We start from the raw sequence: 22,196 nt of genomic DNA, 5'->3' as shown, positions 1-22,196 counted from the left end.
CAAGACCGGCCGAAATCACCTGATCCGGCAGTCTGTTCGACCAGAGCCGCCCTCGCGGTTGTCGGCATGCCTACGGCTGCCGTGCAGGTTCGCCAGTAATCGCCCAGGACCGCCGCTGTCGGTGTCAGCCGGTGATGTCAGCGGCCACCGGAGGAGGTTCGGGCGACGGGGTGGAAGTTGATGCGTTCGCGTACCACGGGGAAACCGGCCTTGGTGAAGTTCGCGGCCATGGGGAAGTTGCCCCGGTCCGTGGCGCCGGTGATGACCTCCGCGCCTTGTTCCACCAGGAAGTGGGTGCACTCGGCGAGGAGGTCATAGGCGTAACCGTGGCCGCGGTGCTCCGGCAGGACGCCGATGAAACCGATGGTCGGCCCGGAGGGGTTGTGCGCCGGGATGTGGATGCCGGCCAGTTCGCCTTCCGTGGTGCGGGCGAGCTGCCACCATTCCCGCGGGGACGGGCACCAGTGGAAGAAGTCCAGTTCTTCCCGTGCGGCCTTCTCGAGGCCGCCCTCCTCGATGGCCTTCAGCGCGTGGGCGTCCAGCGTGGCCGCGTGGATGCGGCGCAGCGCGTCGAAGAAGACCGCGTCGTCGGGTTCGGGGCCGAAGACGAGGCGTCCGGGCCGCTCGGGCAGCCCGCGTTCCGGGGTCCAGCGGTACAGGAAGCGTTCCACCAGGAGCTCGTAGCCGGCGGCCCGGGCGGCGGCGAAGCGCGTCTCTGCGGCCGCGGCCAGGGCGGGGTGCTCGCGCCAGTCGCCGGGGAGGTTGAGCTCGAGTTCGACCTGCCACGGGGCGGAGCGCAGAAGTTCGGCCCCCGCCTCGACCTCGCCCTCGGCGACGTCGAACCAGTTGAGGTTGACGGGTTCCTCGTCATCGGGACCGCCCCACCAGGCGCCGCGGGCGACGACGGCGCCGTCGCGCAGGGCCACCCGCTTCCAGTGGGGGCGGTGCGTGGTCCGCTGGTGCGCGGCACGGGCGTTCAGCGGGTCGGGGTGTGCGTCGAACAGATGGGCGTCGCTCTCGTCGAGCGCGCGGATGACCGTATCGGTCATGGGTTCCTCCGGGATGCGTACGGCAGGAGCGCTCCCGGTCGAATCAGAGGTGCCACACCGGGGTAACGGGGAGGGAGCGCTGGATAGTTGAGAACTGCACGGCACTCGCCTCCTTCCGTTCGTCTCACGCGGCGTGGTCCGGAGACAGACGCTACTTGACCACCGAGGGGTCCGTCCACGGAAATTTCCAACCGTGCAGGCGGGGTCCCAGACGCTGCTCCGCTGCTTGCCTACACCCCTGACGGGAACGTCGACTACTACCAGGACCTGGCTGGCAAAGGTCGACTCGACCACACCTGGAGTGACGCCAACAAGCTCAAGATCTCGCTGCATAGCCTGCCACTTGCGCACGAACGCGCCCGCGCGGCGGCCCGCCGCGTCTCCCTGCGTGCGCTTCCGCCGCGTTGACTGTTCGGATGGAACGGGCCCTTCGCGCGGGCCACGACGAAAGACCCGGCACTGTGCACGACGACCGTGCGCGTAGACGTGAAGAGCTCGCGCGGCAAGGGACTGTCTCTTGGATACGGTCGTGAGATTGTCGTGCTCGTGATCGAGTCCTGGGTGATCAATGACGACAGCCCTGTCCCGGTGTCGCCCGAGATGGTGTTGGAGGCCCTCCGGTTGAGGATCGACGACGGGCAGCTTGAGACGTGGCTGACCAGTTCGTCCGTACGGTCGCTGGCCTTCGTGACGAACACCGAGCGCGCGATGGTGACGCTGCTCGAAAACGAGGGCGATCCCGGCGAGCATGCCGTAGACCCCGGGGCTCAGGGGACGAGCGACGGGTTCGTCCTGCACAACGGGCAGGACGACGAGTACCCGGATGAGGACACCGTCCCCATCCGTGAGGCGTTCAGGCTCGTAAAGCACATCGTGGGCACGGGATCCTGGCCCACGGACGCGCGCTGGATGGTCGATCACTGAGCGGGCCATCGCCGAGCCCAGATAAGGATGGCGGCGAGGTGGAGTGCGGCCTGGTAGGCGAGGGCGGGCTCGTCCGTTCGCATGGCCAGGCCGTGCCATTCCTTAAGTCGGGTGCTGCACCGTTCGACCGCGTTGCGCTGCTCGCTGATTCTCGAGCGCGAGGGCGAGCGTCTCTTCGGTCATTCCAAGCCGTACGCCTTGCCGGCGGGGCCGACGCGGCGAGCGGAAGGCAGTACGTCGACGCCGTCGCCGGAGCCGAGATCCAGGAGGACGCGTTCGGCTTCGTGGAGGTCGGACACGGTGGTCGGTTGCCGCAGCCGGGGGAGGCGGCGAGGGCCTCGGCGGGCAGGGTGTCGGGCTCGTCTTCGGCGTACAGGGGGGAGCCGAAGTGGTCGTCGCTCTCGGGAGCCTCGGGTCCGCAGTAGGCGGTGCCGCCCGCGCCCGTCAGCGATGTACATAAATTATGAATATAAAAGCGCTATGCTTCGAGCATGAGTCGTCACGACACCGCTCCTGGCGCGTCCACCGCGATCGGGGCAGCCCTCTACGGCCTGGCCACCAGAGCCGCAAGGCGCCTGCCCCGGGACATGAGCCTGACGTCCGCCGCCACCCTGGCCACCCTGGACCGGACCGGCCCGCGGCGCATCACCGATCTGGCCGCGGTCGAGGGCGTCACCCAGCCCGCGATGACCGCCCTGGTCCGGGTGGTGGAGGAGTCCGGCCTGGTCGAGCGGCGGGGCGATGCGTCCGACAAGCGGGTCACGCTGGTGTGCCTGACCGAGGCCGGCGCCGCCTATGTCCGCACGCGGCGCCAGGCGGGCGTCCACGCGTTCGAGCGGTTGATCGGCGAGCTCACCGGCGACGAGGTCGAGGCGCTGGTGGCGGCCCTTCCGGCGCTGAAGCATCTGGCAGAGCTCGAAAGCCAGGCCCGCGAAGGGCCGAAGCGGTGACCGGGCAACCGGTGACCGGGCAACCGGTGACCGGGCAACCGGTGACCGGGCAACCGGTGACCGGGCAACCGGTGACCGGGCAACCGGTGACCGGGCAGCCGCTCGGCGAGGTCGTGGTGGAGGCGGCGCCGGTGGCGCGTTCCGAGGCGCGGCTGCTGGCCGGTGCCCTGATGTTCATCGCCTTGGTCGTGGCGGCGGTCGCCAGCTTGGGGACGCCGCTCATCACCAGCGTGGCAACCACCTTCCACGTCTCGCTCGCCAGCGCGCAGTGGACGCTCACCATCGCGCTGCTCAGCGGAGCCGTCACCACACCCGTCCTGGGCCGGCTGGGAGCCGGCCCGCACCGGCGGGCCACGATCCTCGCCACGCTGGCGGTCGTCGTGGTCGGCAGCGCGCTGACCGTGCTGCCGCTGCCCTTCGCCTGGCTGCTCGTGGGCAGGGCGGCTCAGGGCGTCGGGCTCGGCCTGACGGCGTTGATGATGGGCGTGGCCCGTGACCACCTTCCCGAGGAGCGCAGCGCGGCCACCATCGCCCTGATCTCGGTGGTCTCGATCATCGGGGCCGGCGTCGGCTACCCGCTGGCCGCACTGCTCGCCGAGCTCGGCGGGGTACGGGCCGCCTACGGCCTCGGCCTCGTGGTCACCGTCGCTGCCCTGCTGACCGCGTGGCGCTGCATGCCCGAAGCTCCCGAAGGCCGCTCCGCCCACGTGAACGTGGCAGGTGCGATCGTCCTGGCCGCTGCGCTGCTCCTGACGCTCTTCCTGGCCGGCGAACGGAATCTGTGGAGCCGGCACCTCGCCGTGGCGGCGGGCCTCGCCGTCGCCGCGGCGGCGCTGCTCTGCCTCTGGGCCGTCATCGAGCTGCGTAGCACGACGCCGCTGGTCGATGTGCGGGCGATGCGGCACCCGGCCCTCGCCGGGGCGAACCTTGCCATGTTCGCCGGCGGGATCGGCATGTACCTCCTGCTCACGCTCATCACCCGGTACGCGCAGACGCCGCACGGCGCCGGCTACGACTTCGGGTTGACGACCTTCGTTGCCGGACTTGTCCTCATCCCGTTCTCGGTTCTGGGGTTAGTCGCCGGCAAGCTCACGCCGCGGGTCCGGACGCGGATCGCCGATCCGCTGCTCCTGGCCGGCAGCGCCGTCGTGGGCGGGTGCGGGTTCGCCCTGTTCGCAGCGGCCCGGTCGTCGATGGTCGAACTGTTCGCGGCGATGGGTGTGCTCGGCTTCGGCGTCGGCGGCTTCTCGGCCGCGATGCCCGGCGTCATCCTGGCCCTCACCCCCAAGAGCGAGACGTCGAGCGCCATGAGCTTCAACTACGTCGTCCGCAGCGTCGGGTACTGCCTGGGCAGCGCCATCGGCGGCTTGATCCTCGCCGCGGGCACCGACCCCGGCCGCCTCTTCCCCGACGACAGCGCCTACACCACCGCGGCGCTGGTCGGCGTAGGGGCCATGGCGATCACGACGCTGACAAGCCTCGCTCTCGCCCGGCGACGCTCCTCCGAGACCAACCGTTAAGTCAGATGCACTCATTTCCACACTGGAGGTTCCATGCCCAAGGGCTACTGGGTCAGCGTCTACCGCACCATTTCAGACCCTGAGAAGCTGGCTGCCTACAACAAGCTGGCCGCTCCGGCCGTCCAGGCCGGTGGCGGTCGGACCCTTGTCCGTGGCGGTCGGGTCGCCGCATACGACGCCGGACTTGCCGAGCGCACCGTCCTGGTCGAGTTCGACAGCTTCGAGCAGGCCGTTGCGGCGCGCGAGAGTGCGGCCTACCAGAAGGCGCTGGACGCCCTCTCGGACGGCGTCGAGCGCGACTTCCGCATCGTCGAAGGCATCGACTGACCGAGGTCCACGTCGGATCGTCACTGACGATCCGCCATCGTGGTTGTCGCTGGTGCGGCTGCTGGAGTGGCGGGGTTGGTGGGTGCTCGTGCTGGTCGTGGGCGGCTGCCTTCGCTCTTGAGCGGCTGTCAGCGGTCGAGTCCGAGGTTCGTCCGCGCTGTTCTGCCAGTGGCAGAACACCGGCCCGGCCGTGCCCGACGATCACTACCGTCCAGTCCCATGACGACGATTACCACGCGCACGGTCGAGTACCTGGCCGACGGTCTGACGATGATCGGGCACCTTGCGCTCCCGGCCGGTACCGCCCGCCGGCCCGCAGTGCTGCTTGGACCAGAGGGCACGGGGCTCAGCGACGTCGAGCGCCGCCGGGCCGAGGCCCTGGCCGAACTGGGTTACGTCGCGCTGGCCTTCGACCTCCACGGCGGACGGTATCTTCGCGACCCCGAGGAGATGCTGGCCCGTTGCCTGCCGCTGCTCGAGGACCCCGACCGGATGCGGGGTATCGGCCACGCGGCGCTCGATGTGCTGCGCGCCGAACCGCGGACCGACCCCGACCAGATCGCCGCCGTCGGCTACGGCACCGGCGGCGCGATCGCGCTGGAACTTGGGCGCGATGGCGTCAACCTGCGCGCGATCGGGACCGTCAACGGGCTGATCACCGGCAGACCCGGTGAGGCGGCGCGCATCGGCTGCCCGGTGTGGGCCGGGGTCGGGTCACAAGACCCGATCATGGCGCCCGCGCAACGGGAGGCATTCACCGCCGAGATGCAGGAAGCGGGCGTCGACTGGCGCCTGGTGGTCTACGGCGGCGCTTTGCACGCCTTCCACCACCCAACGGTCGACCACACCGTGCTCCCCGGCGTCGGTTACCACCCACAACATGCGCAGCGAGCCTGGCGCGACGTCGTCGATCTGCTCGCCGAGTGCCTGCCCGTGACGGAGTGATCTGGTCAGCCCACACTCGTGCGGGCACTGGTGACTGGCGACTCATCCGACACCGGATTCGCGGCCGTGTGCGCCCGGCATTCGGCGTTCAATTCAGGCTGCTGCCAGAGGAGTTGGGCGCGACGTGCGGGCCGGGCGGACCTGATACGGGATCAAGGGCCGCCCGACCGTCGTGCGCGGAAAAGGAAGATCAGCAGCTCAGGTTGGAGCCCGGCGTGGTGCCGAGGACCTGGGTGAACTGCTTGTAACGGTCGACCCGGCTCTGGACCTGGCCGGGGTTGCCGCCGTTGCACTCCAGGCTGCCGTTGATGGCGCGGATGGTCTCACCGAAACCGCGGCTGTTGACCATGGCGTTGTGCGGCGTCATGGTGCCCGGACCTGACTGTGTGTTCCAGTACCAAAGACCGGTCTTCCAGGCGACTGCCGGGTCGCGCTCCACCAGGTAGGGGTTGCGCAGGAGGTCGATGCCGAGCGCGTCGCCCGCCGCCTTGTAGTTGAAGTTCCAGCTGAGCTGGATCGGACCGCGGCCGTAGTAGGCGGCCTGTCCCGCGGGGCAGCCGTAGGGCTGGCCGGCGTCGCAGTAGCGCGGGTAGTTGGCCTGGTTCTGCTCGACGATGTGGACCAGACCGCCGGTCTCGTGGTGGACGTTGGCGAGGAACGCCGCTGCCTCCTGGCGCTTGATGGTGTCGCTGCCGGTGTTGGCGAAGGCCGGGTACGCCTTGAGCGCGTCGGTCAGGCCCTTGTATGTGTAGAACGAGTTCCGGCTCGGGAACATCTGGTTGAACTGCGCCTCGCTGACCACGAATCCTGACGGGTCGGGGTTGCCCGGGTCGGTGCCACCGCCGCAGGTGCCCGCGTCCGCCCAGACGTCGGTGCGCCCCGGCGTCTCGTTCTGGGTCCACCACTTGGCGGTCCAGTTGTGCCCGTTGTACGAGGCGGTGTTGCCGCCCGTGTACACGGAGGAGGAGTTCCAGGGGGTGGCGCACGTGGCGGCGGACGCCGTCGCGGCGGTCGGGCCAAGGACGATCATCGCGCAGAGTGCGCCTATTGCTGCTGCGAAACTGATGAGACGTTTGATCACGCGACATCTCCTATCGGGCGGGCTGGAGGCGGGCCCCGCGCCGCCATGGGGGTGTCGGTGACTCAAGCGAAATGGTCTGTACCTGTCAAGGTCTGGACCAATCTTGGTGCACGGCTGACCGGAATTCGCCTCGCACCGCCGCCTGCCCGGATCGGAGCACGGTGGGGAGCCGCGCTCGCGTTCTGAGCCGGCGCGTGGCGCTCGGGTGTGGCGGCGGCCGGGACGGTGTCCGCGATCGACTCCCGGGCGAGCAACCAGCCGGGCCGGTGGGGGCCAAGACGGGATTCGTCGTCCCTGCCGACGGCGACCCCGCCGCCAGACGGGAGCGGCCGGGATGGTCACAATCCTGCTGGAGGATCAAGTCAAACGTCGTAGTTTCATGTGTGGAGCAGTCCTCAGCGGCACAGCAGCGGCATCCGACTACACCCTCACGCAGGGCGCGGCCTACGCGGTCGGCGCCGGCACAGAAGGGCCTGGGCCCCTGCGGTGCGCTCGGCGGGGGTAGTTCCCTGATGAGGCAGACCGCGTACCGTCGGCCTGTGCCTCGCCATATGAAGAAGCCCCGCCAACTGGTTGCCGACGGCCGCGTGTACATGTGGGCGATGCGCCACAGCCACCGAAAGGACCAAGATGGTCGGCCCGTGGACTGCCGCCAAACCCTCACCCTGTCCCTGCAGCCTGCTGGCACAGGGGGGCGACTGCGCATCGTCTTCGCCGATGGCCCCGGGCGGTACGTCCCGGGCGGCGCGCCCTTCGGCTCCGGCGACGTGGGCTTCACCCGGGGCGCAGATTTGAATCTGCACGAGCCAGGCGCCGTCCGGGCCTTGCTCGACGTGGCGTTGGCCCGCGGGTGGCAACCGGGGGAGCGTCAGACGGTGGAGGCCGACGGCTGGCTTCTGCTGGAGGCGGCTGCCGCCGCGCGAACCGGGGGCGCAGGCCCCGATGGTCCCTAGGTGCGATCCTTCATGGCGTGGGGTCACTGATCCACGGAAGGCCCACCGCGCGGCAAGCAACGTTGAGGAGACGCGCGAACGCCGTTGAGACGAGACACCTTGCTACAAGGGGGCGGAAGCTGGCGCTGGCGACCATGTTGGTGGGGGCCTCGTTCGGCTCCAGGAACACCGGCACGATGACCCTGGCCATCTTGGTGTAGCCGGCCTCGTTGAGCTGCAACGCCCGGCCGATGTTCTGCACGATCTCCACCTGTGAGCAGCTTGTCGGCGGGGCCAGGTCGTCTAATCTGCTGCACGGGGCGTGGTGGATTGAGTGGTGCTGTGTGCTCGGCGAGGATCAGGTCATGGTTGACGCACCTTTGAAGATCGATACCCTCATTGTTGATGCCGCAGCTCCTGAGCGGCTGGCCGCTTTCTGGTCCGAGCTGCTTGGCAGGCCCGTGGTGGACCGCACGGGCCCCTACGTGTGGCTGCAGCGGGACAACGGTCTCGGCCTTGGATTCCAGCGCACGGAGGAGCCCAAGTCCGTCAAGAACCGTATGCACTTCGATGTCACTTCGGCCGACCCGGCAGCCGAGCAGCGCCGAGTGGAGGCGCTTGGCGGACGCCGCCTGGAGGAGTACGCCGACAGCGGGTTCCTGGTGATGGCCGACCCCGAGGGCAACGAATTCTGCATCATCCCTCAGGGGCCGGTCGGGCTCGATGAAGAGGGACGCGCGCACTACCTCCGCTCAAACTGAACCAGCCCGTGTGCGTCCCCGCACCTTGCGGGCCTCGGTGCACTCACCGATCGGCAATGACCTCGTGTGGGCCATCTGGTTGTCCGCAACGCAGGTACTGGCCTCCTCCAGTCGACCGCTGGTGCCGCGCAACGACATGACGGAGGTATCCGACCGAGACACCCCAGAGGGGCACCCTCCGGCACCAGCAAACTGCCGTGCGACCGCCCGAGGTTCGGGCATCGGCTGGCCAGGAGGTTCCGGGGAACTTCGCCATCTTCACCAGTTCGATCAACACGGCTCGATCACGCAGTGTCCAAGACGCCATCGGAACCTATGACGTTTCAGCGCTGCCTGGCACAGGTTCGCCAGAACATGTGCGTTCTGCCTAACGACTCGTTTGAGACGATGGCGACGCTGTTGACTCCCTCGCGCTCGATCGCGACCTGAAACCGCAACTCCGCTCCGCGGCGGTCGAGTTCCATGCAGCCGAGTTCGTCGATCCACAAGGATCGACGCGTCCGTAGCGGGCGATGGTCTTGGACAGCTGCTTCATGTCGGCGGCCTCGGCCAGCTCGTTGACGAGCTTGGCGGCCAGCACGCAGCGGACCTTGAAGCCCATCACCGGCGGTGCTTCGGGTCAGTTCGCCCTGTACCAGAAGGATTGTCTCTGCGGCTTGGTCGAGGTGGCGTTGGCCCTTGCTGGTGGTTGATCGGGTCGTGCACGGTCGGGGCAGCATCGAGGTCTTGGGTATCAAGGTCGACCTGAACCCGGTGTTGGTGAGTGCCCCGCCGACGATGGGCGGGCACGTGATCCGGCAGGATGGCCGCATGTCCCACACCCCGATATGGCCCGCACAGTCCTTCGACGAGAAGTGGATCGCCCACGCCCTCAACGGTTTCATCGAAGGTTCCGGACACTGGGGGCCCGGCACGCTCGCCGTGTTCACCGAGGTCGGCGACTACTTGACCGGCAGTGGCCAGGAGGCGGCCGCGCGGTACCGGGGCTGGAACTGGTACCGGTTCATCGGTCGGTGCGGCGCCGTGGCCCTGCGGGCGAGCTCCTTCCACGTGCAGGATCATCTGCGCGCGGTGCAGCTGGCGATGCTGGAGGTATGGGCAGAAACTCCTTTCGCCGACCCGGAGGTTCGCGCTCGGATGCGTACGGGCGTCCTCGAACTGGCCGACGAGGACCTGCGTGCCGCTCGGACCCACGACGGTGCAGTGGTCGCTCTGCACGGGCGAGGCACCGGCCGTGACGGGCAGCGTTTCGTCGAATTGCGCAGCGGCGCCGCGCAGCCGCCGGCCCTGGGTCGGATCACGGCCGCCGAGCCGGTGCCCGCGGCGGGTTGGGACACCCCTGACCGGCTGCGGCGCCTTGTACACCTCGTACGGGACAAGGGCCCCGCGCCCTGGGACCGCGCGGCGGCCGCGCTGCTCGCCGAGCGGACTGGGCTGAGCCGGGCCGGCGCCGCGCTGCTGCTCGCCGGACTACCCGATGTGAAGTACGGGTATCGGGGCCTTGATGCCGAGGCGCGCAAGGTGATGGGGCTCAAGCAATCTGAAGCCGAGGCTGGTGAGCGCGAATTGGCGGCCCTGCGAGTGGCCGAGCGACTCGATCTGCTGGCCGACGTGCTGCCCGAGGACCCTGCGCAGCTGTGGCTGGAGGGCGGGCAGCTGGCGCTCGCCGAGCGGATCGCCGAGGCCTGGCGCAGGCAACAGGGCGTACGACCCGCCGTGCCGGAGTCGACGATCGCCATCGCCGCCGAGAACAGTGATGTGCGGATGGCCCCGGCAGCCGTGTGCGCCGTGTTCGCCGATCCCGCGCGCGAGCCGCGGCTGAGCCGCGACCCGGACACCCGGCTGCGGATGAACAGCATCAGCGGCGGCGGCTGGGAGGGTGAGGAGGGGTTCCGTTTCAAGGAGCTGCTCGTCGTTCTCTGCGACGCCGTCGACTGGGTGTACACCGAGCTTCCCGAAGGAGATCCCGTACGCGGGGGTGTCCCCGAGGCCCTACGGCTGCTGCGGGAACGCCTGGCCCACCCGGGGTTGCTGCTCTCCGTCCGTGGCCGCAGTCTGCGCGGCCGCACCGTGGCCGACCTGTTGCCGGGCTTCCCCGGCGCCCTGCCCTACTTGGACGCCGCCGAGCCGCTTGCCCATCCCACGCTCGACGACGGCCTGGTCGTCGTGTCCGAGGCAGGCTTCGACCGGCGCGGTGAGCGCGAGGCGCCCGGCGTGTACTTTCGGCCCGGCCGCTACGGGGCCGACGAGCGCTCGCGGCGCCTGGAGGCCGTGGCCGACGCGGAGGACTCGCATCTGGCGCTGGTCCGCCGGCTGCGCGGTCCCGAGTTCGAGCGAATCGTGCAGCGTATAACCGAGGGGTCGCTGCCGCCGGGCGGCTACGAGAGCGATCCGCGGCTGTCCGCACCGGAGGTGGTCGAGGAGGCGGCCGCCACCACCGGCTTGGATACGGACGCCGCCACGTTGTACCTGCAGCTGCTGGCCTTGCCCGTGCCCACCGACCGCCGTATCCGCCGCTTCAACCGATGGACTCCCGCGCACCACAAGGCCGTTGCGGCCGCCCTCGTCGAAGCCGGTCTGGTGGTCGCTGACCGCAGGCCCCGGGCCGGGCGGGGGGTCTTCCTGCCGGGCGACTGGGCGGGCGGGGACAAGTTCTACCCCCCGATGGAGACCTGGAAGGCCGAGCTGCTCGGGGTCCGGGTAATCGGGCGCAAGGTCTACTCCCGGCCCGTCGCCGGCCCCCTGCCCGAACTCTTCGCCCGGGCCTGGCGGATGCGTCCCAACTGAGCGCGGCGCCGCGTGCCGCACGGTGCGCCAGAAGACCGGAGGACGCTCGCGCGGGCCGGGCCGTAGGAGAGTGCGGGCAGGCAGCGCCAATGTCCCGCTCCGCGCGTCACCGAGTCATCCTGATCACCTCGCCGCCTTGCATAACTGCACGACCCAAAGGGAGCCGTGCGGCCAACAGGCGGCAGAGGCGCACGTTGGAGCCGTCGGCGAGCTGACGGCGAAGCCGTTCGATCTCCTCGTGCTGGGCGGCCAGCCAGGAGATCGCCAGCTGCTTGAACGGTGGGCTCGGGTCACGGAACTCTCGGAAGGCCTGCCCCAAGTCGCATCATTGAACGTTAAAGCGTTGCCGCTGAGGGCTGATGATCCGTAGGTTTGCGCGATCATGAGGATGCGAAATCTGAGGTTCGGTTTGTATGCGGACGAACAGGGGCTGGCATGGGTCAGGGAACTCATCGCCCGGACTGCAGAATCCCGAAGTGCCCGGATCGTCAAGTCGGACGTGGCCCGCACCTATCCCGACAGCGACCTGACGACCGCTGAGATGTACGACTTTCTGGTGGAACAGTGGGCCATCGAACATCCTGGCCAGAACCGCGGCGAGCGGGAAGCAGTTGAGCTGCGCGTCCACTTGGTGTGTTCCCTGCGGACATGGCGAGCGATCCGCAAGGCAGTGATCAAGGCTCTGTGCCCGGAAGGAATGGCACCCCACGCCTGCCGTGTTCCATGGTGTGCCTGAGCTGGTGCACGGTTCTCGGCTCTGGTCGGGGGCGCCTGCTCACAGCAGGCCCAAGTCGCGGGCACGCAGGGCGGCTTGGGTGCGGTCGCGTAGGCCGAGGCGCCCGAGGATGCGGGAGACGTGGTTTTTCACGGTGCCCTCGCTGAGGTACAGCTGCGCGGCGATCTCCCGATTGGTCCTGCCGTGCGCCACCAGCCGCAGGATGTCGATCTCGCGCGGGCTGAGAGCCGCAACTTGCTTCGCCTCTGTGCCCGGCGAGGGCAGGGACGCGGCGAGACGGCGGGTTACGGAGGCGTCGAGCTGGGTGACGCCGGCGTGGGCGAGGCGGACCGCGTGGGCGAGTTCGTCAGCCGGGAGGTCCTTCAGCAGATAGCCGCAGGCACCCGCGCGCAACGCCTCAACGACGTACTCCTCGTCATCGAAGGTCGTCAGCATCACCGCCCGGCACTCCGGCGCCTCGCGGCGCAGGACAGCGACGGCCTCGACACCGTCCATTTCCGGCATCCGGACGTCCATCAGCACGATGTCCGGGCCCAGCTCGAGCACCTTCGCGACGGCTTCGCGGCCGTCCACTGCCGTGCCGACGACCTCGATACCCGGCCGGATGGACAGCAGGGACGCGATGCCGTCCCGAATGAGCCGCTGGTCGTCCACGACGAGCACGCGCACCGGCCCCGCCGCCTCCTCGCTCATACCGACCTGCCCCCGCCGGTGCCGCGGGGCACCGTCACCGTCAGCCGCGTCCCCGCGCCCACTTCGCTCTCGAGGTCCACCCTCCCGCCCACCAGGTGCACCCGCTCCCGCATCCCCAGCAGCCCGAACCCCGCTGGAACCCCGTCCAGGGCGAAGCCGCGGCCGTCGTCGCTCACCACCAGCTCGGCGCAATGCTCATCCAGGCAGATCGACACCGTCACCTGCGAAGCCCGCGCGTGGCGGCGGGCGTTCGTCAGCCCCTCCTGCGCGGCGCGGTACAACGCGGTCAACTCTGCGACGTCGTAGCCGTCTTCCACGCCGTTCACTTCCACGGTGACGTGAGGCCGGGCCTCGCGGCCCCGTGCGAGATCCGCGAGTGCTGCCGCCAGTGACGAGCGGGGCGCCTCGCTGCGCAGGGCTCGCACAGACCTCCTTACGTCGCCGAGTGCGCGTTTGACCGACTGCCGTGCCTCGTCGACAGCGTGCTGAGCGGAGTCGGGGTCCAGGGCACGGAACTCGGAGGCGATCTCCAACTGCACGGACACGGCGGTGAGATGGTGCCCGAGGCTGTCATGGATGTCCCGGGCCAGACGGTTGCGCTCGGCCGCCGCGGACAGTTCCGCGACCTGCGTGGCGTACCCCTCCAGGGCGCGCCGTGCCCGCTGCTCACCGACGGCAACGGCGGCCATGGAGAGCGCGAGGATCAGGCCGACACACAGCATCAGCAGATCGGACACGTGCTCCAGGTCGCGGTGCCAGCCGGGTGCGGTCAGCACGTTTCCGGTGAGGAGACCGGTCACGCACAGCGCCCCCAGTGCGAGTGCGATACCCCGCCCGAAGATGAAGTACGCAGTGAACGGCAGCAGCACATACAGGACTTGAGCCAGGCCGGAGACATCGAGTGCGACCACCGCGGCGGTCAGGGTGCAGCGCGCGAGTAACATCCCTGCGTGGCGGGCCCGGGGCTGGCGCCGTGCCCGTGACGGCGACGACCGCGGCGAGGCCTCGCCTGTGGGGAGGGTTGGCGCCTGCGGCCGGGGCCGGCGCTCTGGTTCGGACAAGCCCTCCCGCGTCTCTGCCTCATGCCTCGGATGGGACGGAATCACCCGTCTCCAGGCCCCAATCACCGTGCGCAGCCACGGTTTTCCCGTCCCCGGGCCGCGCTGCGCCTCGCCCCATTCCCGCTGCGACGCCTTCGGCTCCAGCGCCTCCAAGGCGAACAGCGCTGCGAGCCCCGCGGTGAATCCTGCCAGGCGCCAGGGCGACGGGCTGGCTGCGCCGCCGAGATCTGCCGCCGCGTAGTAGAGGCCCCCGGCCAGCACTGTGGTGTACAGCAGGGGGGACACCCACGGCACGGGCGCGTACGTCGCCATGCACTCACCCCCTCCCACGTGCCGTCCAGGCTAGGCGGGGTGACGTCCGCAGGGCGAGGGTGCGGGGGCGGGTGCGGCAGATAGTGGTCGTTATGCACGTGCCGAACGGCCGGACAGAGTTGAGCAATGTCATGACGACCGGCAGTCATTCTCGTCGTTCTGCACCTGCCGTCGGCGGCCGCCGGCTCCCTAACGTTCTTGGCCCCCGGCCCGTACGTTCCCAGGCCGGGCCTCACCTTCGACGCTTGGGAGTGCACTATGCCCACGTACCCGTCCGACCGCCCGGCCCGCATCGGCGCCCTGTCCGGCGTGCTGGCAGGGCTGCTCATCGCGCTGCCGGCACTCGTCGAGGCCTTCACCGGGGAGACCGCTGCGACCAGCTTCTTCCTCGCTCTGTCCCCGGCTTTCTCGCTGCCCCTGCTCGCCGCACTGCACCGGAGCCAGGCCCTGGTCACCGGACGCTTCGGCGAGACGGGCTACGTCATCAACCTCATAGGCCTCGGTCTGTTCGGCGGTGCCGCCTTTTCCTCGAACCTGGTGCTGTTCTACTTCGACGACGCGCTCGTCGAGGAAGCCCTGACAGGACCCACGATCCCCGCGCTCATCGGTTCCGCAGCCGTCTTCGCCGTGGGCTGTGCTCTGTTCGGGGCAGCAATGATTCGCGCCCGGGTGTTCCCGCGCGTCCCGTCATGGGCGTACGCGACGATGCTGCCGCTCTTCGCTTTCCTGATCGCCCTGCCGGACTCGCTGTTCACCAGCGCCCTGCACATCGTGGTCGGCGCCACCCTCGCTTGGCTCGCGGTCGACTTGTGGCGGTCCCCGGGGGCGGCAGCCGTCCAGAAGTTCGGACGCACAGCCCAGGCCGAATTGCGGTGAACTGGCCCGTGGCTTCGCCGCGAATGGCCGGACGCGGCACCTCGATCGTTCAGGCGACCTCGCCGGCCCTCCCGGGATGCTGCTCGCCATGGATGATATTGAGGTGGTCGTCGCCCCCCTCCGCGCGCGCGACAGCGAGGAGAGGTTGGGCGAGATCGACGACAAGGAGCCGGGGCGGGGACGCCTCTAGGCTTTGGCTCTCCGATGACGAGAGTTGGGCGGGGTTGGGGCTGGCTGGCCCCAGCCGTGCTCAACCGACTGGCGGCATCGGGCGGGTTCGTCTCCTGCCCTGGTGAACAGTGCGGTCAGCATGGGTGCGCCGTGAGCAAGGGTCTGGTGCGGCAGGGGGCCGGTGGCGACGAGGGAGGCGAGTCCGTGGCCGATAGCCCAGCTCTGTGTTGCCAGTTCCAGCGGGTCGACCTCGTCGCGGAAGCGGCCGCTCGCCTTGGCCCGTTCGATGGCCTCGACAAGACGGTGCAGGGTTTCGTCCGCGGCGCCGGCGTCTTCGAGGTCGAAGCCCGCGTCGAACATGACGCGGTAGAGGTCAGGGTTTTCCAGGGCGTTGGCCAGGTAGGCGCCACCCAGAGCGGCGAGGTCTCGTACCGGGTCTGCGGACATCTTGACGGCTGCGAGTCCGGCGGCCAGACGGGTGAAGCCTTCTTGTCGCAGTGCTTTCCAGAGTCCGTTCATACCGCCGAAGTATGTGTAGACGGCCATCGTTGATACGCCGGTTCCGGCGACCAGGGTGCGCAGTGTGACCGGTTCCCTCGTCCGCAGCATCTGTGCGGCCCGCTCGAGGAGCAGGGTGCGGACCGCTGGATCTTTCGTCCTTGCCATGGCCTCACAATACATAGCATCGCTATGCTTTGATGGGTGCCGATCTTGCAGCTCCATATGCCACGAGGAAGAGGCCGTTCATGTCTGTGACGCTGCTCAATCCCGAGGGATTGCCGAAGCCTGAGGTCTACCGACAGATGTCGGTTGCCACCGGATCGAAGCTGGTATTCCTCGCGGGGCAGGTCGCCCGTGACGCCGACGGCCGGCCCGTGGGCCAGGGGGACTTCGCCGCTCAGGTGGAGCAGTGCTATCTCAACATCAGTACCGCTCTGGCCGCGATCGGTGGCTCCTTCGATGACGTGGCGAAACTGACCGTCTACGTCGTCGACTGGAGTCCCGAGAAGATGCCGCTGCTGGGTGAGGGCGTGGGCCGGGCAGCAGCGAAACTGGGCATCGATCCGGTTAAGCCGATCACCCTGCTGGGCGTCGCGGCGCTGGGGGAGCCGGACCTCCTGGTCGAGGTCGAAGCCACCGCGGTCATCGAATAGCCGTAGCACTGCGAACAGGGAGAAGATTCTGGGCTGACCATGCCGAGTCGGGGGGATCTGCCGGACGGCGAGCGGGCGCTGGCGGAGCCGCTTTTTACCGGTGGGGCGCAAGCGGTGCGGCCGGTGGCGCGATCACCGACAGGTGATCAACGGGATCATCCACCGGCTGGCACCGGGGCACAGTGACGGGAACTGCCCGAACGCTTCAGCCCGTGGAAGACCGTCACAAGCGGCACTTGCTGTGGACGGCCAACGGAACTGGGAGAGGCTGTGCGACACGTTCAGTCTGCAACCGACGCCGAAGGCGGCATCGCCTGGAACATCAGCGTCGACTCCACCATCACGCGTGCTCACCAGCACGCCGCCAGAGCACCTCAGACTCCACCGCCCCCGTCGGCCCTTCAACAGGCACACGCCGGCGCGGCCATTTGCACAAGCCGTCGCATCTGGGGCAGCGCGACACCGGCGGCCACCGGACGCTGCTGGGAACTGGGTCGGGCCCGGGCATTACAACTGCGGTAACTACCGGAGCCCTATGGGGGATTGATGCTTTGAGGTACCCCCTCACCCCGACCGGTCTGTCGACCACCAGGGCCCGACCACGGTGACGATGCAGTCACGAAGTGGTGGTCGGGGCGGTGGTCGGCCCGACCACCAGCCCCTGAGACGTGGCCCGGTGGGGGCGGTCGGCGTGCGGGCCGTGTGCGCGCCGGCCAAAAGGCAGCGGCCTTGCCTGCGCCCCCCATCCCGGTGGGTCCGCAGCCTTACCGTCGCCGACACGCCGCAGCGTCCGCTCGTCGGCGTATCGCCGCAAGGGCCACACGGGGGGCGAGGCGGTGGGCGCAGTGTCGTGGGGCGTAGTGGTCGGGCCCGGTGGTCGCGGCGTCAAGGACAGTGGTTGGCATCTACCGCGGTCCAGCCGACCAGTACCCGCGGCGCTCTGCAGGGGCGTTGTTGCGCGGTGCCGACGTGCGCAGCGAGCGGGTGGCGGTGGACGGCCCAGCCGTTGCTCGCTCGCTTGCGCAGTCACCTTTGCGTTCCTGCGTGCTGTGACGTCGCTCAGCCGCCGGGGATCGGTGCGCAACATCCTCGCTGCCGCTGCCGCTGCCGCTGCCGCTGCCGCTGCCGGGGCGGGAAGGGACGATACGGGTGGCTGCGCGGTGAGGCTGCGCAGCGCCGATCGACCGGTCAGGATCGGTGCCTGCGAAGGAGACCGGCGAAGGGCGGCGTGGTCTGTGCATTGCGCTGACGTGCCATGGTCGGGGTCAGGGCACGGTGGCCGGGGTGGCGTCGAGGAAGGCGGTCGGTAGCTACCAGCGCGCTTGTTGGGCGCTGTGACGGCTGATGGCATCCCATTGCGCAGCCGCCTCCCTGCCGATGGCGGGCCACGATGAGGGCTGCGACGGTGCTGTTCGCAGCGCCGGCGCTTGGTGGGGCAGCTCTGTGCACTGCGGACGCGGCTGCGCAGAACTGGCCCTGCGCACTCGGGAGGCGGTCGAGGAGGTCGGTGGCCTCGATGCTGGGGAGGGTGAGGGGAGGTTCCCGGTCAGCCGCTGATGAGGTGCCCGTTGAGGGTGGCGCCGGGGGCCGCGGCGAGGAGACGGTCCTGAAGCCGGTCGCGCAGGTTCGGACGTGGGTCGGGGGCGGGAACGGCATCGGTGGTGATGAGGTGGGCGGCTGCGCCGAGGCCGGCAATGGCGGGGACATTGGGGGTGCCGGCCCGCAGCCCGCGTTCTTGTTTGCCGCTGGTCTGCTGGGTGGTGATGCGGGTGCCGCTGCGGCCGGGGCGGACGCGGCCGTGTCTGTCGACCCGGACGCGAGTCAGAGTGAAGTCGTGGTGGTCGACCAGCCGCTGGCAGGCGGCGGGGGCGGCCTCGTGCTCGATCGCAGTGGTGACGATGTGCCCGCCGCGCGGGCGGGCGGCCTCAGGTGGCGCCGACGGAAGCCAAGTGGTTGGTCTCGGTGGCGCGAGGTGAGGACGACCTCGAGCTCGCTGTGGGTGGCCGACCGGGTCGGCGACCTGGCGGTGGGCGGTGCGAACGGCCATGGCCGCGATGCGTCCGAAGGCGTGCTGGCTGGAGGGGTTGCCGTACTCACGGGTGAGGAACGGCAGCATCTCCTTGAACTTCCTTGGGTCCCAGGGAATGCTCACATCTCCGGCCTCCGCGGCAAAGCCTCACGGACCATGCTGGTCAGCGGGCCGTGAGTGCGCCACCCCAGGAACTCGTAAAGCGCCCGCCCCTCGACCGTCGCGGCCAGCACAGCAGACGAGGAGCCCGCGGCAACAGCGGCGTTGGCAAGCGTCCTCATCACGAGGCTGCCAAGTCCCTTGCGCCGGTGGGTCGACGACGTCTCGACCTGGTCGAAGACAGCGGTGCGCCCAGAACCAGGCAGGGCGACCTGGCCACGGGCGGCGAACGCACCAGCCTCCGTCATCACGAGCACCCGCGTGACACCGCCCCGCGCCCACGTGCTCACCTGGTAGCCGTCGGGGGCCACCGCGGTGTTGGTGTGCAGCAGTGCCGACATCAGGAAACCGTCGTCATCAAGGCGCCAGCCGGGCGCTGCCCACGAGGCGACAGTCCGCGGCGGCAGGAAGAGCTTGAGCCAGGTGTCCGGGGCGATAACCGTCTCCGTCAGTTTGCGGACCAGTGACTCGTCAGCATCCGTCAGCACGTGCCGGGTGACCTGACCAGGCAGGCCGACGTCGACGGTGAAGCCCCAGGGCTCGGACACCGGCGGCGCGGCTCCGCGTGAGACAGCCCAGCCCTCTACCCATGAACGTACGACTTCGGCGTCCATGCGGCTCCCTCCGTAATAAGTGCAGAACGCGAGTGCACATTACACGGGGAGACGGGAAGCCTTGCCGGAAAGTAGAAGCCGGCGACGCCACGTCAGTGCGCAGACGGCAAGGCCCGCCTCAAAGCAGCCCGGTTGGGACGCTCGCGCGGCGGAGAAGAGCCGCAGAGGAGCAAGCTGGGGGCCAGCCCCCTCGCATGGCGGCTTGGCTGGATGAACGGCCTGACGGAGAGCCGCGGATGCAGGTTGCGCACCCGCCTCGGAGGAAGCCGCCTCCTGGGCCGCCGATCTCGCTCGCCCAGGCTGCCGACCGCCCCAGTGACGCACAACGCGCCACGGCCGAGCTCCTCAACTATGTGGCAGCCACCTGGGCAAGGCAGGACGTCGCCCTGCGCCAGCACACCCAGGCCATCGCCCGTGCCCAGGCCCGCTAGAGGACTGAGGGTGGCACGGGCCCGCCCTCAGCCGAAGAGCTCGTGGCCCGGCTGCGCTTCGATGTGGCGAGCGCCGGTTTCACCCCCGCCCCACCGGGCCACCAACGGGGCACAGACGACGGGGCGCGCCGGGCTACGTCGAGGGGGTGACCACGTGCACATCGACTGGTGCACCTACGACCGTCTGGACCGCGCGTCGCTCGACATGGCGGAGACCAACTGCCCTGAGGAGGACGTCATCCGAGGCTACGAGACGGTCCGCGAGGCGATGCAGCTCGCTCTCATCTCGGTTCTGAACGCCTTCGACCACCGCGCCCAAGCGCCGGTCTTCAGGTTCGGGTTCGTGGTCAGTTCGCAACGAACCACGCCATGACGGCCCCGGCCGTCGTACGGCGCGCGTACCGTGGCAGCAGGACCCGCCAGGAGGAGCCGATGAGCGCGCAACCCGAGGAAGCCCCTGCCCCGCCGGCCCCGGCCGCCGCCGCCCGACTGCTGGCCCAGTTGCGCCACGAGCGCCGCGCCGACACCTGGGTGCCAGCCTTCGAGCGGGACTGGGCCAAGGCCCTGGAGGACTCCCGCCACACGTACAGCCTCACCCCGGTCCACGACGTCGTACGTGCCTGGCAGCTGCGCATCGCAGCGGCCCCGGCCGTCGACGCCTATTTGGACTCCGGCCGGGACGAGACTGGGTTCGTGGACTTGGACGACGTCCTGGGTAGCCGCAGGTGACCGGTGATTCCTGGTCGATACGCCTCTCCCCGGAAGCCGCGAAGACCGCTACCGAACTTCCCGAGCCCGCCAAGGAAATGATCCGCGACGTCCTCGACCTCGCGAAGCGCACCCCCTGGGGCTGGCCTCAGTGGAATACCGGCGACCCAGAAGGCGAGGACGTCCGCGCCGCCTCGATCGGACTACTGTCCGTGGTCTACGTCATCAATCGACCCACGCGGAGCTTGTCCGTCCTCGGCATCGTTTGGCTCGGCTAAACCGGACAGCTCGGACCGGCTGGATTTGCCCGTTCAGACGACTCAGACAGTGGCGCGACAAAGGAGAGACCGTTCGAAGTAGCTCGATTGTCGCCGATGAGGCTCACAGAGGAAGAGCCGTAGCACCCTTTCAAGCGACCGCCTCGCGCCTTGCACCGGCTGCTCCGTCGTTGTGCGGCTAAAGATCATCGGTTACGCCTGGGGCAAGGTGCTCTGCTTGAGGTGTTCGTACGGGGTCTGGCTGGCGAGGCCGCCGTGGGGGTCTGCTGCCACCAGCCCAGCAGCTCCCGCTGCGGCAAGCTCCAGCCCGCGGCCAAACGGTACAGATACGAGCAGGTCGTCTCCCCGCCCAGTGGGGCCATTACCGGCAGTGGTCGTGGCCGCAACCGGGCCTGCCGGGCACCTGTGCTCTGTACGGTGCCCTGCATGAGCGAAGAGATACAGCGGGTGCAGGCGGCGTGGGGCCGGCTCGAGCAGTGGTTGGCGGAGCACGCGCCGTTGTCGCGGCGGAGTTTGCTGCCGCCGGCGTCGGAGAGGGAGATCGGTGCGGCGGATGCGGAGCTTCGCCGGCAGCTGGGCTTCGGGCTTCCGGTGGAGCTGGCTGCCCTGTGGCGGCTGTGCGGGGGAGTGGAGCACCAGATCATCGAGGAAGACGAACAAGGCGAGGTCGGTTCCGGGGCGTTCCTGCCCAACGGGATCATCATGTCCCCGGACCAGGCGTTGGGGCCCCGCCTTCCCGGCATGGGGCGAAAGGACCCCTGGGACGGTCTGGCAGGGGTGCCGTGGCTGACCGGTGACGAGGCCGGCCCGGAATCCGGTCATTGGGTGTCCGATGACGGGGTGGGCTCCTGGTACCTGGATGAGCCGCCGGTTGGCCCCCAATTGCCCTCGATGGCCGACTACTTCGACGAGGTGTTTGGCACGCTCACCGAGGGGCCGGCTGATCGGATGGGAGCTGATGTGCCCGGTCTGGTGTGGGGTTGTTTGATCTGGGACGACCCGACCCGGGAGCCGGCGCGCCGGACTCTGGACGAGGCGTCGGCCTGTTGGCGGCCGGTCCACTGAGCGTGCAGCCGGGTGCCGTCCGCCGCATGGTGCGGCGCTCGGGCTCGTGATGTGGTGGCGCTGTTGTGGATCAGCGCTCGGATGTTTCCTGCGGGCGGGCGATGTCTAGGCTGTGACCTGCGGTGGTAGCTCCTACCGCCGTCGCCCGGCCTCTGGTGGTAGGAGCCCGCACCCGGCTCGGCGGCTGGACGCCACGCAGATAAAGCACGAGTCTGCGTTGGCACGGCTTACTACCGCCGTCAAGGCCATCCTCACCCTGGTGAGTTACCGCGGAAAAGCCGGATCTCTCCGGGGAAGGGCGGGCCGTGCCCGATGTCAGGGGGTGCGGCGAGAGCGAGTGCACGGCGAGCACGCCCGCCAGGGCCGGTTCCTCCAAGCCCAGTTCTTCAGTGATCTCGCGTCGGCAGGCGGCGTGCGGGTGTTCACCGGGTTCGACGCCTCCGCCGGACGGCAACCACTGGTCGCCCTGCCGGTAAGTCGGGAGGACCAGCAGGACGCGGCCGACCTGAGCGGTAATGATTGCGGCGGCGCCAGGCCGCGCCGCGTGCCGTGATCCTGCGTACTGTGCGGCCGAGGCCGACGGGACTGAAGGCGAAGTAACTCCTGCTGATGGAGGAGGAGATGAGAGCATGG

At 69.3% G+C, this 22,196-nt stretch carries 24 protein-coding genes and 3 pseudogenes; 15 read left to right on the top strand and 12 right to left on the bottom strand.

What is annotated here, in order from left to right:
* Nucleotides 1–137: 137 nt before the first annotated feature.
* Complete coding sequence (locus ACWD02_RS38750) at nt 138–1,049, bottom strand: GNAT family N-acetyltransferase (protein ID WP_451220276.1); 912 nt, start codon at nt 1,047–1,049, stop codon at nt 138–140.
* A 474-nt stretch (nt 1,050–1,523) separates the two neighbouring features.
* On the opposite strand from ACWD02_RS38750, the gene ACWD02_RS38745 reads away from it, so the two are divergent.
* Nucleotides 1,524–1,973, top strand: coding sequence for a hypothetical protein (locus tag ACWD02_RS38745; protein ID WP_451220273.1), 450 nt, complete (start codon nt 1,524–1,526; stop codon nt 1,971–1,973).
* Here ACWD02_RS38745 and ACWD02_RS38740 read toward each other — a convergent pair.
* A pseudogene (locus ACWD02_RS38740) lies at nt 1,967–2,116 on the bottom strand (IS5/IS1182 family transposase); the annotation flags it as partial. The gene ACWD02_RS38745 and the pseudogene ACWD02_RS38740 sit on opposite strands and share 7 nt — an antisense overlap.
* Nucleotides 2,109–2,409, bottom strand: a pseudogene (locus ACWD02_RS38735) (arsenite S-adenosylmethyltransferase); the annotation flags it as partial. The pseudogenes ACWD02_RS38735 and ACWD02_RS38740, both read right to left, overlap by 8 nt.
* Nucleotides 2,410–2,560: 151 nt before the next feature.
* Here ACWD02_RS38735 and ACWD02_RS38730 point away from each other — a divergent pair.
* From ACWD02_RS38730 to ACWD02_RS38715, 4 genes are all read left to right on the top strand, one after another.
* Nucleotides 2,561–2,923: a MarR family winged helix-turn-helix transcriptional regulator gene (locus ACWD02_RS38730; RefSeq protein WP_451220401.1), complete on the top strand. Its 363-nt coding sequence runs from the start codon at nt 2,561–2,563 to the stop codon at nt 2,921–2,923.
* Nucleotides 2,924–3,009: 86 nt separating this feature from the next.
* Nucleotides 3,010–4,443: an MFS transporter gene (locus ACWD02_RS38725; RefSeq protein WP_451220398.1), complete on the top strand. Its 1,434-nt coding sequence runs from the start codon at nt 3,010–3,012 to the stop codon at nt 4,441–4,443.
* Between the two features lie 33 nt (nt 4,444–4,476).
* Nucleotides 4,477–4,770 (top strand): DUF1330 domain-containing protein, encoded by a 294-nt coding sequence (locus ACWD02_RS38720; protein WP_451220270.1) that lies wholly within the window; start codon nt 4,477–4,479, stop codon nt 4,768–4,770.
* 219 nt (nt 4,771–4,989) lie between these two features.
* Nucleotides 4,990–5,715, top strand: coding sequence for a dienelactone hydrolase family protein (locus ACWD02_RS38715; protein WP_451220267.1), 726 nt, complete (start codon nt 4,990–4,992; stop codon nt 5,713–5,715).
* Between the two features lie 190 nt (nt 5,716–5,905).
* On the opposite strand, the gene ACWD02_RS38710 is transcribed toward ACWD02_RS38715, so the two are convergent.
* Together ACWD02_RS38710 and ACWD02_RS38705 are read right to left on the bottom strand one after the other, a co-directional pair.
* The gene (locus tag ACWD02_RS38710) at nt 5,906–6,745 is read right to left on the bottom strand and encodes a glycoside hydrolase family 19 protein (RefSeq protein WP_451220396.1); all 840 of its coding nucleotides are present in this window, start codon (nt 6,743–6,745) and stop codon (nt 5,906–5,908) included.
* Nucleotides 6,746–7,759: 1,014 nt separating this feature from the next.
* Nucleotides 7,760–7,999, bottom strand: a complete 240-nt coding sequence (locus ACWD02_RS38705) for a hypothetical protein (protein WP_451220264.1) — start codon at nt 7,997–7,999, stop codon at nt 7,760–7,762.
* Between the two features lie 94 nt (nt 8,000–8,093).
* On the opposite strand from ACWD02_RS38705, the gene ACWD02_RS38700 reads away from it, so the two are divergent.
* Nucleotides 8,094–8,489: a VOC family protein gene (locus ACWD02_RS38700; RefSeq protein ID WP_451220261.1), complete on the top strand. Its 396-nt coding sequence runs from the start codon at nt 8,094–8,096 to the stop codon at nt 8,487–8,489.
* Between the two features lie 335 nt (nt 8,490–8,824).
* On the opposite strand, the pseudogene ACWD02_RS38695 reads toward ACWD02_RS38700, so the two are convergent.
* A pseudogene (locus tag ACWD02_RS38695) lies at nt 8,825–9,087 on the bottom strand (ATP-binding protein); the annotation flags it as partial.
* Between the two features lie 128 nt (nt 9,088–9,215).
* On the opposite strand from ACWD02_RS38695, the gene ACWD02_RS38690 reads away from it, so the two are divergent.
* The gene (locus ACWD02_RS38690) at nt 9,216–11,276 is read left to right on the top strand and encodes a hypothetical protein (protein WP_451220258.1); all 2,061 of its coding nucleotides are present in this window, start codon (nt 9,216–9,218) and stop codon (nt 11,274–11,276) included.
* A gap of 382 nt (nt 11,277–11,658) precedes the next feature.
* On the top strand, nt 11,659–12,012 hold the full coding sequence (locus tag ACWD02_RS38685; RefSeq protein WP_451220255.1) for a hypothetical protein: 354 nt from the start codon (nt 11,659–11,661) through the stop codon (nt 12,010–12,012).
* Between the two features lie 39 nt (nt 12,013–12,051).
* Here ACWD02_RS38685 and ACWD02_RS38680 read toward each other — a convergent pair whose 3' ends face one another.
* Both ACWD02_RS38680 and ACWD02_RS38675 read right to left on the bottom strand, forming a co-directional pair.
* Complete coding sequence (locus ACWD02_RS38680; RefSeq protein WP_451220252.1) at nt 12,052–12,705, bottom strand: response regulator; 654 nt, start codon at nt 12,703–12,705, stop codon at nt 12,052–12,054.
* Nucleotides 12,702–14,078 (bottom strand): sensor histidine kinase, encoded by a 1,377-nt coding sequence (locus tag ACWD02_RS38675; protein ID WP_451220250.1) that lies wholly within the window; start codon nt 14,076–14,078, stop codon nt 12,702–12,704. Before ACWD02_RS38675 ends, ACWD02_RS38680 begins: the two co-directional genes overlap by 4 nt.
* Nucleotides 14,079–14,336: 258 nt before the next feature.
* Between ACWD02_RS38675 and ACWD02_RS38670 the strand changes: the two genes are divergently transcribed.
* Nucleotides 14,337–14,954 carry a hypothetical protein gene (locus tag ACWD02_RS38670; RefSeq protein WP_451220247.1) on the top strand — a complete coding sequence of 206 codons (618 nt, stop codon included), beginning with the start codon at nt 14,337–14,339 and terminating at the stop codon, nt 14,952–14,954.
* Nucleotides 14,955–15,140: 186 nt separating this feature from the next.
* Here the strand turns inward: ACWD02_RS38670 and ACWD02_RS38665 are convergent, their stop codons facing one another.
* Nucleotides 15,141–15,791: a TetR/AcrR family transcriptional regulator gene (locus ACWD02_RS38665; RefSeq protein WP_451220244.1), complete on the bottom strand. Its 651-nt coding sequence runs from the start codon at nt 15,789–15,791 to the stop codon at nt 15,141–15,143.
* An 80-nt stretch (nt 15,792–15,871) separates the two neighbouring features.
* Here ACWD02_RS38665 and ACWD02_RS38660 point away from each other — a divergent pair, with 80 nt between their 5' ends.
* Entirely contained in the window at nt 15,872–16,279 is a 408-nt protein-coding gene (locus tag ACWD02_RS38660) for a RidA family protein (protein ID WP_362735646.1), read from the top strand.
* Nucleotides 16,280–17,825: 1,546 nt separating this feature from the next.
* On the opposite strand, the gene ACWD02_RS38655 is transcribed toward ACWD02_RS38660, so the two are convergent.
* A complete protein-coding gene (locus ACWD02_RS38655; protein ID WP_451220241.1) occupies nt 17,826–18,431 on the bottom strand; it encodes a hypothetical protein in 606 nt (201 codons plus the stop codon).
* Nucleotides 18,428–19,081 carry a GNAT family N-acetyltransferase gene (locus tag ACWD02_RS38650; protein WP_451220239.1) on the bottom strand — a complete coding sequence of 218 codons (654 nt, stop codon included), beginning with the start codon at nt 19,079–19,081 and terminating at the stop codon, nt 18,428–18,430. Before ACWD02_RS38650 ends, ACWD02_RS38655 begins: the two co-directional genes overlap by 4 nt.
* A 236-nt stretch (nt 19,082–19,317) precedes the next feature.
* Here ACWD02_RS38650 and ACWD02_RS38645 point away from each other — a divergent pair, with 236 nt between their 5' ends.
* The 5 genes from ACWD02_RS38645 (at nt 19,318) to ACWD02_RS38625 (ending at nt 21,563) form a co-directional block, all read left to right on the top strand.
* Complete coding sequence (locus ACWD02_RS38645) at nt 19,318–19,512, top strand: hypothetical protein (RefSeq protein ID WP_451220236.1); 195 nt, start codon at nt 19,318–19,320, stop codon at nt 19,510–19,512.
* Nucleotides 19,513–19,666: 154 nt separating this feature from the next.
* The gene (locus ACWD02_RS38640; protein ID WP_451220233.1) at nt 19,667–19,885 is read left to right on the top strand and encodes a hypothetical protein; all 219 of its coding nucleotides are present in this window, start codon (nt 19,667–19,669) and stop codon (nt 19,883–19,885) included.
* A 59-nt stretch (nt 19,886–19,944) separates the two neighbouring features.
* On the top strand, nt 19,945–20,241 hold the full coding sequence (locus ACWD02_RS38635) for a DUF6247 family protein (RefSeq protein ID WP_451220230.1): 297 nt from the start codon (nt 19,945–19,947) through the stop codon (nt 20,239–20,241).
* Complete coding sequence (locus ACWD02_RS38630; protein ID WP_451220228.1) at nt 20,238–20,498, top strand: hypothetical protein; 261 nt, start codon at nt 20,238–20,240, stop codon at nt 20,496–20,498. The genes ACWD02_RS38635 and ACWD02_RS38630 overlap by 4 nt, the downstream gene beginning before the upstream one ends.
* Before the next feature lie 426 nt (nt 20,499–20,924).
* Nucleotides 20,925–21,563, top strand: coding sequence for a hypothetical protein (locus tag ACWD02_RS38625; protein WP_451220225.1), 639 nt, complete (start codon nt 20,925–20,927; stop codon nt 21,561–21,563).
* Nucleotides 21,564–21,633: 70 nt separating this feature from the next.
* Here ACWD02_RS38625 and ACWD02_RS38620 read toward each other — a convergent pair whose 3' ends face one another.
* A complete protein-coding gene (locus tag ACWD02_RS38620; RefSeq protein ID WP_451220222.1) occupies nt 21,634–22,194 on the bottom strand; it encodes an NUDIX domain-containing protein in 561 nt (186 codons plus the stop codon).
* Nucleotides 22,195–22,196 lie beyond the last annotated feature (2 nt).

This window comes from Streptomyces sp. NPDC002853, from assembly GCF_053591915.1.
The sequence above is the reverse complement of the archived record's forward strand: the minus strand, read 5'-3'. Positions and strand labels throughout refer to the sequence as shown.